13 protein-coding genes and 1 pseudogene are annotated in these 16,108 nt (G+C 35.5%); all 14 read left to right on the top strand.

Features of this window, described 5'->3' with window-relative positions; all coding sequences use genetic code 11:
• Nucleotides 1-207, top strand: a 207-nt coding sequence (locus A3I1_RS07810) for an LPXTG cell wall anchor domain-containing protein (protein WP_149031790.1), incomplete at its 5' end; no start/stop codon positions are given.
• Nucleotides 208-390: 183 nt separating this feature from the next.
• A complete protein-coding gene (locus tag A3I1_RS0103055) occupies nt 391-1,938 on the top strand; it encodes a peptide chain release factor 3 (protein WP_018369854.1) in 1,548 nt (515 codons plus the stop codon).
• Nucleotides 1,939-2,106: 168 nt separating this feature from the next.
• Nucleotides 2,107-3,675, top strand: a complete 1,569-nt coding sequence (cshA, locus tag A3I1_RS0103050) for a degradosome RNA helicase CshA (RefSeq protein WP_018369853.1) — start codon at nt 2,107-2,109, stop codon at nt 3,673-3,675.
• A 63-nt stretch (nt 3,676-3,738) separates the two neighbouring features.
• Nucleotides 3,739-4,209: pseudogene (locus tag A3I1_RS08615) on the top strand (NUDIX domain-containing protein).
• Between the two features lie 183 nt (nt 4,210-4,392).
• A complete protein-coding gene (locus A3I1_RS0103040) occupies nt 4,393-4,689 on the top strand; it encodes a WXG100 family type VII secretion target (RefSeq protein WP_018369851.1) in 297 nt (98 codons plus the stop codon).
• 68 nt (nt 4,690-4,757) lie between these two features.
• Nucleotides 4,758-8,114 (top strand): type VII secretion protein EsaA, encoded by a 3,357-nt coding sequence (esaA, locus tag A3I1_RS0103035; RefSeq protein ID WP_018369850.1) that lies wholly within the window; start codon nt 4,758-4,760, stop codon nt 8,112-8,114.
• A gap of 9 nt (nt 8,115-8,123) precedes the next feature.
• Entirely contained in the window at nt 8,124-8,594 is a 471-nt protein-coding gene (locus tag A3I1_RS0103030) for a type VII secretion EssA family protein (RefSeq protein WP_018369849.1), read from the top strand.
• Nucleotides 8,587-8,829, top strand: coding sequence for a hypothetical protein (locus tag A3I1_RS0103025; protein ID WP_018369848.1), 243 nt, complete (start codon nt 8,587-8,589; stop codon nt 8,827-8,829). Before A3I1_RS0103030 ends, A3I1_RS0103025 begins: the two co-directional genes overlap by 8 nt.
• A 10-nt stretch (nt 8,830-8,839) precedes the next feature.
• Complete coding sequence (gene essB / locus A3I1_RS0103020; RefSeq protein WP_018369847.1) at nt 8,840-10,018, top strand: type VII secretion protein EssB; 1,179 nt, start codon at nt 8,840-8,842, stop codon at nt 10,016-10,018.
• Between the two features lie 8 nt (nt 10,019-10,026).
• Nucleotides 10,027-14,427, top strand: coding sequence for a type VII secretion protein EssC (essC, locus tag A3I1_RS0103015; RefSeq protein ID WP_018369846.1), 4,401 nt, complete (start codon nt 10,027-10,029; stop codon nt 14,425-14,427).
• 174 nt (nt 14,428-14,601) lie between these two features.
• Nucleotides 14,602-14,934 carry a DUF4176 domain-containing protein gene (locus tag A3I1_RS0103010; RefSeq protein WP_018369845.1) on the top strand — a complete coding sequence of 111 codons (333 nt, stop codon included), beginning with the start codon at nt 14,602-14,604 and terminating at the stop codon, nt 14,932-14,934.
• A gap of 18 nt (nt 14,935-14,952) precedes the next feature.
• On the top strand, nt 14,953-15,375 hold the full coding sequence (locus tag A3I1_RS0103005) for a YwqH-like family protein (RefSeq protein WP_018369844.1): 423 nt from the start codon (nt 14,953-14,955) through the stop codon (nt 15,373-15,375).
• Between the two features lie 11 nt (nt 15,376-15,386).
• Complete coding sequence (locus tag A3I1_RS0103000; protein WP_018369843.1) at nt 15,387-15,668, top strand: hypothetical protein; 282 nt, start codon at nt 15,387-15,389, stop codon at nt 15,666-15,668.
• Between the two features lie 12 nt (nt 15,669-15,680).
• On the top strand, nt 15,681-16,108 hold a 428-nt coding region (locus A3I1_RS07800), incomplete at its 3' end, for a T7SS effector LXG polymorphic toxin (protein WP_033376275.1).

Raw genomic sequence — 16,108 nt, 5'->3', positions numbered from 1 at the left:
GGCAAGTTAATGCCAATGAGTAGTAAAGCAGGTAATAAGGATAAAGGTATGTCAGAGAAGAAAGTTGACCAAACTTCTTCAACAACAGCTAAGAGCTTACCAAATACTGGTGATGGGACAAACTCAGCAGTTTTAGGAACAATCGCTGCTTTATCGTCACTCGCTTTATATGGCTATGGCAGAAAAAAACGCCGTACTGAACTATAATTGCTAAGCAATTCTCTCCAAAACAAAAAGACAGAATAAAGAGAACTCTTTCTTTAATCTGTCTTTTTCTTTGCCAAACATTGAAAAAATTATTGTTTTTCGTTATAATATTAGAGTTATAGTAAAGAAAAAGATAAGCATGATTGTTAAATGACTAATTAAATGTTTATCTAAAGGAGACGTATGAGTATTCAAGAAGAGATTAAAAAACGCCGCACATTTGCCATTATCAGCCATCCAGATGCTGGAAAAACGACAATTACTGAACAGTTACTTTATTTTGGTGGTGAAATTCGTGAAGCTGGAACAGTAAAAGGTAAAAAAACAGGAAATTTTGCAAAATCAGACTGGATGGACATCGAAAAACAACGTGGTATTTCAGTGACATCATCTGTTATGCAATTTGATTATGCAGGGAAACGTGTCAATATTTTAGATACCCCTGGTCATGAGGATTTTTCAGAGGATACCTATAGAACTTTAATGGCGGTTGATGCTGCAGTCATGGTGATTGACTCTGCCAAAGGGATAGAGGCACAAACGAAAAAACTTTTCGAAGTAGTGAAACACCGTCAAATTCCAGTTTTTACCTTTATTAATAAACTTGACCGCGATGGTCGTGAGCCCCTTGATTTATTGCAAGAACTAGAGGAAGTTTTGGGAATAGCAAGTTATCCAATGAATTGGCCAATTGGTATGGGTAAAAGTTTTGAGGGACTATATGATCTCTATCATCAGCGTATAGAGCTGTATAAGGGTGATGAGCGCTTTATTAACTTTGAAGAAGCAAAAACACACTCACTTTCTCAAAATATTTTCTATGAGCAAGTTATAGAAGATGTTGAGCTATTAGAAGAAGCTGGGAATGACTTTTCAAGACAAGCTATTTTGACAGGTGAATTGACACCAGTGTTCTTTGGTTCTGCCTTAACAAATTTTGGTGTTCAGACTTTTCTAGATGCTTTCTTAGAATTCGCACCAGAACCACACGGACATAAAACGACAGAAGGCGTGTCAATAGATCCGCTAAATAAAGATTTTTCAGGATTTGTTTTTAAAATTCAAGCCAATATGGATCCTCGTCACCGTGATAGAATTGCTTTTGTGCGAATTGTTTCTGGCGAGTTTGATCGTGGAATGAGTGTCAAACTAAGTAGAACTGGAAAAAATGTCAAGCTATCAAATGTCACTCAATTTATGGCAGAAAGTCGAGAAAATGTTGAAAATGCAGTAGCAGGGGATATTATTGGAGTCTATGATACAGGCACCTATCAGGTTGGTGACACCTTAACTGTTGGCAAAAACAACTTTGAATTTGAGCCCCTACCGACTTTTACCCCCGAAATTTTTATGAGAGTCTCTGCAAAAAATGTAATGAAACAAAAATCATTTCATAAAGGAATCGAGCAGTTAGTACAAGAAGGTGCTATTCAACTTTATACCAATTATCAAACAGGTGAATATATGCTTGGAGCAGTTGGCCAGCTTCAATTTGAAGTTTTTAAACACCGTATGGAAAGTGAATACAACTCAGAAGTTGTCATGACATCAATGGGTAAAAAGACTGTTCGTTGGATTGATCCAAAAGATTTGGACCAACGAATGAGTTCAAGTCGTAATATATTAGCCAAAGATCGTTTTGATCAGCCAGTTTTTCTCTTTGAAAATGATTTTGCTCTTAACTGGTTTGCGGATAAATATCCAGAGGTCTTATTAACTAAAAAAATGTAATAGAAAACGTCAATTGTTAGATTGGCGTTTTTTGAAAACGTATTATTTTCAATATTAAGATGAAATCCTTAGTATTCTCGTATTTTTGTGTTATAATGATTGAGTTGTCAAACAAATAAAGGTTTTATAGGACAGCTTCGCACTGTTCTTTTAGAAAAGAGAAATATATTGAAATTTAATGAATTAAACTTGTCAGAAGACATTTTATTGACTGTTACAAAAGCCGGTTTTACTGAACCATCGCCCATTCAAGAAAAAACTATTCCTTTAGCATTAGAAGGTAAAGATGTGATTGGTCAAGCCCAAACAGGAACCGGAAAAACGGCAGCCTTTGGTTTACCAACCTTAAATAAAATTGATACGACAAGTAATTTGGTTCAAGCACTTGTTATTGCACCGACACGTGAATTAGCTGTGCAAAGCCAAGAAGAACTATTTCGTTTTGGCCGTGAAAAAGGCGTTAAAGTTCGCTCGGTTTATGGTGGAACGAGTGTTGAAAAACAAATAAAAGCTTTAAAATCAGGCGCTCATGTAGTTGTTGGTACTCCTGGACGTCTCCTTGATTTAATTAAACGTAAGGCTCTTCGTCTTGAAAATGTGGAAACATTAATTTTAGATGAAGCTGATGAAATGCTGAATATGGGCTTTTTAGAAGACATTGAAGCAATCATCAGTCGTGTCCCAGAAACGCGTCAAACCCTTCTATTTTCAGCAACAATGCCAGCACCTATCAAGGAAATTGGTGTTAAATTTATGAAAAATCCTGAGCACATCAAAATTGCTGCTAAGGAATTAACAACGGATTTAGTTGAACAACATTATGTTCTTTTAAAAGAAAATGAAAAATTTGAAGCAATGACACGTCTGATGGATGTTGATCAGCCAGAGCTTTCTATTGTATTTGGTCGTACCAAGCGTCGTGTTGATGAGTTGACTCGTGGTCTTAAAATCAGAGGCTATCGAGCAGAAGGCATCCACGGAGACTTAGATCAAAGTAAACGAATGCGTGTTTTAAGAGACTTTAAAGGTGAAGCTGTTGATATTTTAGTAGCAACTGACGTTGCTGCTCGTGGACTTGATGTGACAGGTGTTACTCATGTTTACAATTACGATATCCCTCAAGACCCAGAAAGCTATGTTCACCGTATAGGTCGTACAGGACGTGCAGGTCATACAGGTCAGTCTATTACTTTTGTCTCACCAAATGAGGTGGGTTACCTTAAAATCATTGAAAAATTGACCAAAAAACCAATGCTACCAATGAAACCACCGACAGCAAAAGAAGCTTTTCATTCAATGAAAAAAGTTGCTTTGCAAAAAATCGAACGTGATTTTTCAAATAAAGCCATCCGAGCTAACTTTGATCGTTTTGAGGATGATGCTGCAAAATTAGTCGCAGAATTTTCTCCAGAAGAATTGGCAAAGTATATCCTAACCTTGACTGTTCAAGATTCAGAGTTACAACCTAAAGTGATCATTCCAAATGAAAAACCATTACCATTCAAATATGTTGGTGGCGGTAAATCAAAATCTGGGAAAGGGAATCGTGGTGGCCGTAAAGGTGGTAATGATCGTCGTGGTGGTTATCGTGGTGATAGAAAACGCGATGATAGAGATCATAAACGTCGTTCAAGCAATAAAAATAAAGATTTCTACAGTAAAGATTCCAAAAAGTCTAACCGTTCCTCTAATGATAAAAAGGGTGGATTTGTCATCCGTAAAAAGAAAGATAACTAAAAAAACGTCCAGAAATGGACGTTTTTTGTTATAATGATAAGAAAACTGAGTTAATGAGCAGGTATGATAGAAACCATTAAAAATTGGGTTAATATTTGTGTCAAAAAAGATGACAAAATTCTTTTATTAAATCGACAACATGATAATTTTAAGGGCTGGATTTAACCTGATGGAAAAGTAGAATTTCCTGAGAGCTTTTTTTAAGCCGCAGTCAGAGAATTAAAAGAAGAAACGGGATTAACTGCTTTAAATTTAGAATTAAAAGGAATTTCTGGTTTTACGAATTCTCTTAAAAAAGAAAGGTATGTCTACTATGATTTCCTCTGTCAATCTTTTGAAGGCGACCTATTAAAAACTTCAAGAGAAGGAGAACCTAGATAGTTTAGTCTTGAAGAAATTAAGCATCTTCCCATGCAAGATGATATCAGAGAGCGCTTGCCGTTATATTATAGAAAAGGTAGTTTTGAGCGAATTCACTACTGGGATGAACAGTTAAAAAAAGTCGTTAAGACAGTTACCAAATGTTATGATTAATTTAAAAAACGCTAGTCTAGCGTTTTAATGTCTTTGATAATTCTTCTTGAAAGAGTCTTATCAAAAGCTATTTTGTAAAAATATTTTATATTTTAAAAAAATGATGTATATTTAGCTACAACACTTGTAAAAATTTAAGATTAATGATAAAATGAGTGTATAAAATTTAAAGGAGATTATATTATGTCAGGACAAATTCGTGTATCCCCAGAAACGCTTCAAAGCCGTGCTCGTGAGTATGGTAAAGCTTCAAATGATATTACAACTATTTTGAATAACCTTCAACGCTTACAAGATACTCTTCGTACTGAGTGGGAAGGTCAAGCTTTTCAAGGTTTTGATAACCAATTCAATGAATTGAAGCCAAAAGTTCAAAACTTTGCTGAATTGATGCAACAAATTAATACACAACTTGATAAAACAGCTCAAGCAATGCAACAAAATGACCAAGACTTATCTCGTAACTTTGGCCTACAATAAAGAACACACTGATAAGGTTGAGGCTAAATCCTCAACCTTTTTTGTATTATAATGGAGACAATGACAAAATGAAAAAGAAAAAATTGTTAATACTAGGAATAGGATTACTTTTTTTTGTGGGACTTATCTCTTATCTAGGTGTTATCAAACCTAGTCCTATTAGCACAAAAATTGATAACACAGTAAAAACAACACAACAAAATGCTTTAAAAATAGCTGTTGTTAATGAGGATTCTGGTGTTGTCTATAATGGTGAGCCTGTAAAAATTGGTGATACACTAATTAATGCCTTTTCAACTAATTCTAATTATGATGTTGAAATGGTATCAAGATCTCTGGCCGAAAAAGGATTAGAAAACAATACCTATCAATTAATGCTTATTTTACCTAGTAAGTTTTCTCAAGATAGTTTATCTTTAGAAGCAACGGAACCACAACAAGCTATTTTCCAGTATCAGATTAAATCTGATAAACAGTTAGTAGCACGTCAAGCTGAACAAGCTGTCTCAGATTTAAAGAGTTTCTTTAACAAAGAGTTGATTAATATTTATTTTTTAAGTATTATCGGAAATCTCCAAACTGCTCAAACACGAGTGGGAGAAGTTGTCTCTAATGAAAATAGAACTCTTGATTCTTTCAATCTAAGATTGACTGATCCTCTAAATACTTATTCTCAACAATTTAACGGTCTCAGCTCACCCATAAATGATATTTTAAGTTCTTATGATCTTTTTAATAGAGATTTAAATAATTCTAATGATGCTTTTACGGCGATTATTAATACAGATCGTACATATGATTCAGAACTTGAAACAATTAAGTCTCTCCAAGAGCAATGGCAAGCGTCAATAGAAAACAGAGAAGATAGTTTAAATACGTATGATAGTAATTTATCTCAATTATCTGTCCAAGAACAGTTGGCTCAATTAGAAGCTATCAATAATACTCTTTCAAATACAGTAGCCAATACCACTGTTTGGGCAGAAACTAAAGGAAATACTGAACAGTTTAACGTTACGATTAATGAGCTACTAGAGAAATTAAAAACACTCAATGGTGAGATTGATTCAACATTAACAAATTACGATCAAGCGATAGCAGATGCCGTGAAAGCTTCCATAGAGAGTTCAGATGGTGATATTAATGGAGATCAATCAGTGATTAATACTTTGGGTCTTTATGTGGCATCGATTAATGCTGGTATGACTAATAAGGTTAATCAAAAACTATATGAGTTAGTCTATTATGATGATGCAGCAATTGATCGTATGGATTTAAGTGACTCAGACAAGCAATATTTGAAGAATATTAATGCTTTTGTTACTTGGTACACTATAAAGAATAATCTTGCAGCTCCAGCAAAGAGAGAAACGACTATCCAAGATAGCCAATTAGTTGAGGTAAAAAATGCTACCAAAGCACAATTGGGACAACAACATCAGATTTCTTTTGCTAATTTAAAAGGTGATATTAAAAAAGTTATCTTAACCGCTCCAGAAAACTATCGTTTGAATATTAGTAATCAATCCGCTCAACTTGAAGGCAATACTTATATCATTAATGTTCCTGAAAACACCAAAGAAGCAATTACTATCAATTATTCAATTGCTCCAGCTAGTGACAGTGTTATTGATATCCTTGAGCCAGTTGAGATTAAAGCAGACGTTGAAACAATTGAAAAAATGAGTTACTTTGAAGATGATGAAACTGTAGAAAAAACGACAACATCAGATGTGTCATCTCAAAATAGTGGAGAAACGTCAGACTCAAATGCTTCTGCAGGTATTGAATCTGATAAAACAACAACTGAAAGTAATGATGTCCTTGGAACGGGCGAAACTAACACAGAGAGTTCAAGTGATGGTTCAACACAAACAGGTGAAACAAATACTTCTGATGCTTCTAGTCAAACTGACAGCTCAACTGGTGTTGAAACATCAACTCAAACTGAACCTGTAGTGACTTATAAAAAAGCTGAGAAAGAAATTAATCGCGTTTATAGCAAGTCTAATGTTCACTTCCCGTATCAACAGTATTCAGGTAAGACAAAAGGGATGGCCCTTTATGAAGATATCCATTCTTATTTGGAGTTCTCAGGATTAGTTCAAGTTTTGTATGATATTGATTTAGCAAACGGTAGCTTATCAGCTGATAATATAACACTTGGCAAAGACGCTCTTATTGGACAAACAGAAACAGCTAATCTTCAAGCAATCATTGTTAAACTTCTAAAAGATGCTACCATCTCGAGTTTGAAAGATAATCTAAAAGTTACTGACGAAAAACTAAATCGTTTTGAAACCTTGAAAGCTAGAAGTGATGCCTTAAATACTAGTATCACAGAGTTACAAGACACCACTTCACAATTAACAAAACAACTAACTGATACAATGACAACAACTAAGTCAGTTCAAGAACAATTGGCTAACAAACCAGAAATTGTGTCAAATGAAAAGCGTGATAATACAGATATGGCAACTGTCAGTCTTGATATTAATAAAGACCTAGTCACCCTTTTATCAGCTAGCCGAACACTTCTTGATAACACTAAATCAAATCAATTGGTATCTGATAACCTTCAAAAAAATATCGCTCAGGTCAATAACGACATTAACTCTCTTGAAAGAGAGGGTCAAAATCTTTCAACTCAAGTGGCTGATTTAAAAGCTGTTATGACAAGAGAATATGGTTCAAATGAAGAGTTTCTCAAATCTTTTGCTACCGTTTTGAATAATACTAAAACAGGTAACGAAAAAAATAGTGCTGTTTATGAATACCTCTCGGATCCTGTAGATGCTTCAAAAATTGAAACAGTGCTTGGTACAATTACAAAAGAGACAGCAACAGCAAGACAAGACGAGAGATCAAGTCTCCTTCTCGTTTTCATTAGCTATTTAGCTAGCCTAGTTATCGTATACTTCTTACAACACACCGATATTAGTCAATTACAAAAACAATTTAAAATGACAGATCGTGTTCATTGGAAAAATGCAACAGGCCCTCTTGCCTTTCTCACAGGTATGGGTGTTAGTACTGGTTTATTAATAACTGTTATTTCTGGTATTAAATTAAGCCTTAAAGGTAGTGAAATCTTGATGCTATTTATTTTAATGGGTCTGACTACTTTGCTATTTACCTATGGTATCAACTTGTTGATTCAAAAAATTAAGAGCCTTGGTTTCTTAATCAGTTTATTGCTCTTGATGCTTTATATTGTGACGGCAACTCAATTATTAGATGCCTATTATGTCACAAACAACACTCTGATTACCAGTTTGTCACCACTGACTCATATTGAAGAAATGTTGACAAGCTATATTAACCATAGTAGTGGTTGGGGTCAACCCCTTGTTGTGATATTACTTGCAACACTTGTCTTTGCTGCTTTCAATCTCTTTACCTATAATAAAGTAAAAGAATCATAAGGTTAGCCTATGAAAAAAAGAATATTAATAATTGTTATGACTGTAGGAATAAGTATCTTTATTCCTACAGTTTTAGCAGATGACGGATCCCTCAAGATTAATACCGATATCCAGTCAAACGAAACACGAAAAGAAGTCTTCTATATTGAGCAAGAAAATGAATTATCTCAACTCTTTAAAGAAGAAATTACAAAAAATATTGCCCAAAAACAAGAAAGTAGTCTTTCGCAAGAACGTGAGTTAAAAGAGACTATTTTTTTACAAGAAATTGAAGAAGAAAATTTGGTTGACAATTATCAACCCTTGCTATTTACCACTAATACAGCTAACTCTAGCCTAGGAGAATATAATGTCACACTTGGACAAAAAAAGTCTTCTATTTCTATCCAAACAGTTGCCATTTTTCTTCTGGGATTCTTAGTGATGCTTTTTTCACTATACCGAGTTTTTGGTCATAAAAGAGGAAAAAATCATGGATAATTATATTGATATTAGTATTGATTTCAACGATTTCTTGGGTCGTCAATTGGATTTAAGGGTGCCTAGAACAATGCGGTTTAAAGAAATCTTAACCATTGTTTCAGAGTCTTATAGCCTTCATTTGACCATTGAAAATCCTACAGCAAGAATACGTGAAACCAATGAATTAGTGTTTAGTACAAATGATTTGTCATCTTTTAATGATGGCATTCTTTTGCTGCTTGAAAGGCTATAGGGAAAAAGAAATGAGAGAATTAAAACGTGATTTAGTACTAGAAGATATTAGAGGAAATCGAGAGCTAGCCTATACCTTGTTAGAAGCTAGTCATCCGCTTTTTCTTGATGTTACTCTTAGTCAAAATGAAGATGGTATCACATTAGAAAGCACTTCTTTTGATGGTATGTATGGCTGGGATAAGTTATCAGCTATGACTGAAGAAGAAAGATTAAGACATCTGATTAATCTAGGTCAAGTCTACCACCAACTAAAACATTCCAAATATAGTTATGATTTAACACCAGAAAATATTGTCTTCACAAGAAATGGCCTACCACTTTTTATCGAAAGAGGTATCGTTGATCAAGTTCCTCCCTACGAGGCAATGACAGAGGAAACTTTTTCACCTTCTTATAAGGCAATGATCATTTCCTTACTTGATAAACGAGCAGATTATGATGCTCTAATGGCGGGTAAATTAGAGTTTTATAAGGGGAAATTATTCTCAGAAACGATTAACAAACAAACCACTGTTGATGCTATTTTGGATTTACTCAACGAAAAGTTTGAAAAAGAGAAAAAAAATAACCAGGAGCATTATTCTCGTGTTTCTAACAATACACTAACACGTTTAAAAATTGCCTCTATTGTATCAGCTATTTTAGGTGTTTTATCACTTCTAGGCGTACTCTATTTTGTCTTTTTTGCCATTCCAAAACAAGAAACAGTCTCAGAACTGCGTTTGGCTTTCATCAATCAAGACTATTCACGAGTGATAACAGCCATAAAGAATACTGATAGCCGTTCTTTGACGCAAGATGACAAGTACGTTGTTGCTTATTCTGTTATTATGACTGAACCTTTAACCGAAGAACAAAAAGAAGAGTTAAGCAAAATTTCAACGCAATCTAATGAAGATTACTTGCGTTATTGGATTTTAATCGGCCAAGCTAATATCGATGAAGCCATTGATATCGCAAGTTTTTTAGATGACCCGCAATTGTTAATGTATGGGATGACTAAAAAGATTGACGAAATCCAAAGAAACCCAAATTTGAACTCCGAAGAAAGAACGCAGCAAATCAACAGCTATAAGTCAAAATTAGATGAATTGAAAAAGACTTATTTAACCTTTGATAGTGAAGAAGATGACGAAACAACTTCAGATGATTCAGCTACCAACAATGCTAACACTGATAAAAACTAGGAGGCACTATGATTACTTATCTCATATATGAAGAGAATGCTTATCCTATCTATGAAAATACGATTTACTCACTGGGAAAAGAAACAAATGACATCTATCTTCCTCTAGAAAATTCTGTACAGATTGAAACTAAAAAAGATGACGTCATACTTGCTGAGAAAACTTATCAAAAAGGACGACATACGATTGTTCTAGAAGATTCAGTAACCCTTCATTTATTAGTACTAGAAGATGCCGACTATTTAGGATTACCAGAGGGTAGCGTTTATCTTTCCAAAACCGATGATGCTCTTATTCAATTAGTTGATAGTCCAATTGAAGCAGCCTTGACGCCATCAGGAGAAAACACCTATGAGTTTATTGGAAATAGCGACTATTTCTTAAATGGTAGGAAAACAAGTGGTAAGGTGTCTCTCATGACCAATGATACCATTGTTTTTGAGTCTGGTTTGGTTCTGGTTTTAAAAGAACAGCAACTCATGTTGGCTAGTCTTTTTCTCGTCAATACAGAACTTATCCATTTTTCAAAAAATGTTACAGAAAATCGCTCTAGAGATTTTCATAGATCCCCTCGTATCATCTTGAGAGAAAATGAAGCCAAGATTACCATTGCCTCAGCTCCAACTGAAGACGATGGTAAAAAACAATCCTTGATTAAACTCATCATCACACCATTTGCAATGATTGTTTTTACGGTATTACTCTTTGTCTTTACATCTGGCGGTGCCATGCTCTTTATGATGATGGGGATGTCTGTGATTACGATTGGAACGTCTATTCATAGTTACTTTTCTGATAAAAAATCACATAAAGTCAGTCAGAAAAAGAAACTAGCAGATTATATGGACTATCTTGATACCAAATATAAAGAGTTAGCCCAGTATAAAAAAGAACAGACGACCGCTCTTTTCTACCATTATCCTAATATGACTGATTTGTTAGAAATGGTGAAAAAGACAGACCGTAGAATTTATGAGAAAACTCCTTATCATTTTGATTTTCTCACTTATCGATTAGGACTTGGCGATGTACCGGCCAGTTTTAAAATTGACTATGCTGATTCAGAACTCACGCAGTATAATAAAGACGCCAGTCAAAAAGTGAGAGAGTTAATCCACTATTATCAAACGATTCCCAATGCGCCTATTTTAAATGAAGTGGCTGGTCCAATTGGTTATATTGGAATGAGAAAAGTTGTGATAGAACAAGTGCAACAGTTGATGATGCAACTAGCAACCTTTCAAAGTTATCACGATGTTCAGTTTATTCCGATTTTCCGTGAAGACGAAATGCCTCTTTGGCATTGGAGTAGGTGGCTTCCTCATATCAAGTTAAAAGCTTTTAACAGTCGTGGTTTTGTTTATAGCCAACGCACAAGAGATCAACTTTTGACCTCTCTTTATCAAATCATCAAAGAGAGAAAACTTGATAGTGAGCAAGATAAAAACACGCAAAAAGAATATAGTCCACGCTACATTCTCTTTATTACCGATTTGAGTTTGATGCTTGATCATAATATCATGGAATACATCAATGAAGACCTGTCGCACTTAGGTATTCATTATGTCTTTGTTGAAGAAGTGATTGAAAGCTTGCCTGAACACGTACAAACCGTGGTTGACTACCGTGGTGATAAAAAAGCTACCCTCATTCTGCAAAAAGAAACGTATCTTAATAAAGAATTTACACCACTTCCTGTTATTTCCATCAAGGAAAAGGAAGACTTTGCTCGTCATATGGCCGGGATTAACCATGTGCAAACACTGAGAAACTACATCCCAAATAGCATCACCTTCCTTGAGATGTATGGTGTTGAGCAAGTCGATGACTTGCAGATCTTAAATCGTTGGAACGAAAATGAGACCTATCAATCGATGGCGGTGCCTCTTGGTGTTCGAGGAAGAGATGATCTGCTTTACCTCAATATCCACGAAAAAGCGCATGGTCCCCATGGACTAATTGCAGGAACCACTGGGTCAGGGAAGTCTGAGTTGGTTCAGTCTTATATCCTCTCCTTAGCGGTTAACTACCATCCTTACGAAGTTGCCTTCTTACTCATTGACTATAAAGGTGGTGGGATGGCCAACTTGTTTGCCAATCTACCGCACGTTGTTGGGACGATTACCAACCTAGATGGCAACCAAGCCAACCGTGCCCTTATCTCGATTAAGGCAGAACTCCAAAAACGTCAACGGATTTTCTTGGAGAACAATGTTAATCATATCAACCAGTATATGAAATTATTTAAAGAAGGCAAGGTCACAGAACCTCTTCCTCACTTGCTGATTATCAGTGATGAGTTTGCTGAGTTAAAGATGAATCAACCAGAATTTATGGATGAGTTGGTGTCAACAGCTCGTATCGGTCGTTCCCTAGGAGTGAAATTGATCTTAGCCACTCAAAAACCTAGCGGTGTGGTTAACGACCAAATCTGGTCCAACTCCAAATTTAAAATTGCCCTTAAAGTGCAAGATGTAGCAGACTCTCGTGAAATTATCAAAACACCAGATGCCGCTGAAATCACTCAAGTCGGACGTGCCTACCTTCAAGTTGGTAACAACGAAATCTATGAACTCTTCCAAAGTGCTTGGTCAGGGGCGGACTATGTTTCTGGTGGTAAAAACACTATTCAAAAAGAAACAACCATTTATGAAATCACAGATAACGGTCAGTACACAGCCATCAATAAAGACTTGAGTGGTCTTGACAAGAAGAAGGATGTTAAAGCCCTTCCAACTGAACTAGATGCGATTGTTGAAAAAACAAAAACCCTTTTTGATCAGCTCAAGATTAACAAAGTAGCAAGTCCATGGCTACCACCACTGGCTGAAAAAGTCTATGCCAATACCATTCAATCAATAGATTTTAAGGATTACTGGGATAATCATGATAAGTCATTATCGATTCTAATCGGCTATCAAGATATACCTGAAAAACAAGAGCAGTCGCCACTTTATCTTGATATGGAAAAAACGGGTCATGTCTTACTTGTTTCAAGTCCTGGTTTTGGGAAGTCAACCTTCCTTCAAAACTTAGCCCTTGATGTGATAAGAAAACAAAAACCAAATCAGGCGCATTTTTATCTTTATGATTTTGGAACGAGTGGGATGATTTCACTTTCTGATTTTCCTCACGTGGCAGATTATTTTGCCTTGGATGAAACAGAGAAAATTAAAAAATCACTTCGTTTCCTCGAAAGAGAAATTAAAAAACGTAAAGCATCACTCTCAAGAGTAAAAGCCACAAATCTTAGCCAATATAATGAAATCTCAGAAGAGAGTTTCCCACGTCTTTTTATCCTCATTGATGGTTTTGATAGTGTTTCTGATGCTAGTTTTTCAGATACTTTCTATGAGGTCTTAAATGTAGTGGCGCGTGATGGGGTTTCACTTGGCATCTATCTGGTTGTTACTCTATCTCGTCTCAATGCCATGCGCCTACAATTGCAATCAAACTTTAAAACCAAAATTTCCCTCTTCCTATTTGATAAGAGTGACCTCTCCGGTGTTGTCGGTCGTTCCAACATTCCAATTGAAGAGATAAAGGGACGTGCAATCACCAAGTTTGATGAAGTGGTGAATTTCCAAATCACACTACCATATCACAGTGAACACTATATTGATTATATTAAAGAAGTCAAGACAGAAGTCGAAAAAATGAGACAAAGCTTTGATGGTGACTTGCCACAAGCCATTCCAATGTTGCCTGAAACAGTCATCTCAAGCATCCTCGAAGATCCAATACTGAAGGAGAATCCAGAAGAGAATGAATTTGTTCTAGGACTTGAAAGAGAATATGTCAAACCAGTAGCCTTTAGCTTTAAAAAACCAATGCTACTAGCATCAGACAGTCCTGTTTTTGTCAATCATTATTACCGCCTGCTTGACTATCATCTTGAACGTCTTGGAGATCGTTACCGTAGTGTTATCTTGGATTCTGGTCAACAGATTTCTAACCAATTCTTTGAAAAGGTGCAACGCTTCACGACTACATCGGAAGTGAGAGATGTCTTGACAAAAATCATTACTGACCTCCATAAACGTATCAAAGAACCAAATCTTGATTATCCAAAATGGCTTGTGATTATCCCTGATTTAGCTGCAACAGCACTTGCATCAGGCATTAGTGACGCTGACTTTAAAGTATTAGTCACAGAAGGCCCTAAAAACGGCGTGACACCAGTCTTTATCGGTAGCTACCAAGACCTTGTTACAAATACTTATGACAGCTACGTCAAGCAGATGCAACATTTGGTTGACCAAGTCTTCCTAGGAATGCGTATCAGTGACCAGTCGCACACCCACTACCCATATATCACTAATGAACCAAGTCTAAAACCTACACAAGGTTATGTTCTCTATCCAGACGGCTATGACTTTGTTCAATTGATGGCACTCACCGAAAAGTAAGGGAACAATCCTTTAAACCAAGTCAGCTAGCTAAATGATTTGAAAAAATACAGCTAGCAAATAAACAAGACAAGGTTTTTTTGAAAAAATAGGTTTAAAATGATAAAATATAAGAAACAAGAAAGCCTGCCTAATGATTATTAGGAGAGGTTTTCTCAGCAAAAGGAGAAATATATGTCAAATGCAAGCCTACTACCAATCGGAAGTATTGTTATTTTAAAAGGAAATACTAAGAAAATGATGATTACCTCTCGCATCATTGCAGCACCAATCAAGGGAGAGGTTTACCGTTTTGATTATGGTGCTTGCCTTTATCCAGAAGGATTGATGGGTGAAAATCTTATTTTCTTTAACAATGAAGATATCTTAAGGACAGTTCATGAAGGTTTTAGTGATGAAGAAAATGAGATTATGTTAGAGAATATTGAATCAACACTCTCAGAAACAACAATACCAAAAGGGAAAGTTGCAGATTTAGTTGACGCCAATCAGTCGTTAAATCTCTAAAAAGTCAAGGAGTACGGGATGGGAAAAGTAGATTATAATCAAGTGTACTATCTTCAAAACATAATTAATACACATCAACATTCTATTTATGCCACACAATCAGAAATTGCGAGTATTGATGAAAAGTTGAGTCGATTACGTTCAGCTAAACGTTCTCTTCAAACCATTCAGACAGAAGTGAATCACATCAGGCAAAGCCAAGATAATTTAGAAAACGTGCCCAATTGGAGAGGACAAACAAAATCTGATTTTATGGTTGATTGGTATGAATGGTCTTCATACTATCGCCAATTTCAAAATGATTTGGATGCTTTTCAAGATGACATCCGTGATGAAATCACACGTTTAGAGAATCAAAAAAATGAAAAAGATGACATTATTGGCTGGTTGAGTAGTCAGATTAATAGTTTAGGCAATGAAATAGAAAAATTATTCTACTAAGGAGGATAGCGATGTTTGGTATTATTCAAATCTCTCAAGTTGTTTTTTCTGCCCACATATCTTCCTTTCGGAGTGCTGAAAAAATGTTAGCTGGATTGGACCCAACCTTTCCTGAATACTCGGGAAAGTCTAATGTTATAGAATTGTATCAAAAACAGTTTGATGAGTTAGCAAAGCTGATGACATCCTATGTGACATTTTTGGAAAAAGACCTTTCTTTAATGTCTCAAACTGGCAAAGAATTATTTGCTGTTGATCAGCAATTGAGAGAGAAAATAGAACAAAAACGTTAGATAGGAGATGAGATGGCTTATCATATAAAGTTTGAAGAAATAGCCACCGTTCAATCAGAACTGGGCCAGTCTATTAATAGTTGGCAAGAAGCTATAGCAAAACTCAGTGAGAGTATTTCTAGTTTTAGTCAGAATTCCCAGCTAAAAGGTCAAGCACTTGAGAGCATGAAACTCTACATGACTGAAGTGCACATGACTTTGTTGTCCACCTTTCAGCTTTTGATGCAAGAGTATAGTTCGTCTTTTCTCTTATATAAGGATGGGTATTATGCCATTGATCGTAGTAGTAGCGCTGAGTTATCTATGCACCGCTTAAATACGATTGAAAAAAAGTCAAGGACTGGTAGTAATCAATTTAACAATCAACTGGATTCTTTAAGTAGAGTTAGGCAGTCGATTTCAGATATTTTATCTTATAATAAGTCTAGTCATGTTTTTGT

This window comes from Streptococcus marimammalium DSM 18627 (assembly GCF_000380045.1).
GTDB classification, from domain to species: Bacteria; Bacillota; Bacilli; order Lactobacillales; family Streptococcaceae; genus Streptococcus; species Streptococcus marimammalium.
The sequence above is the reverse complement of the archived record's forward strand: the minus strand, read 5'-3'. Positions and strand labels throughout refer to the sequence as shown.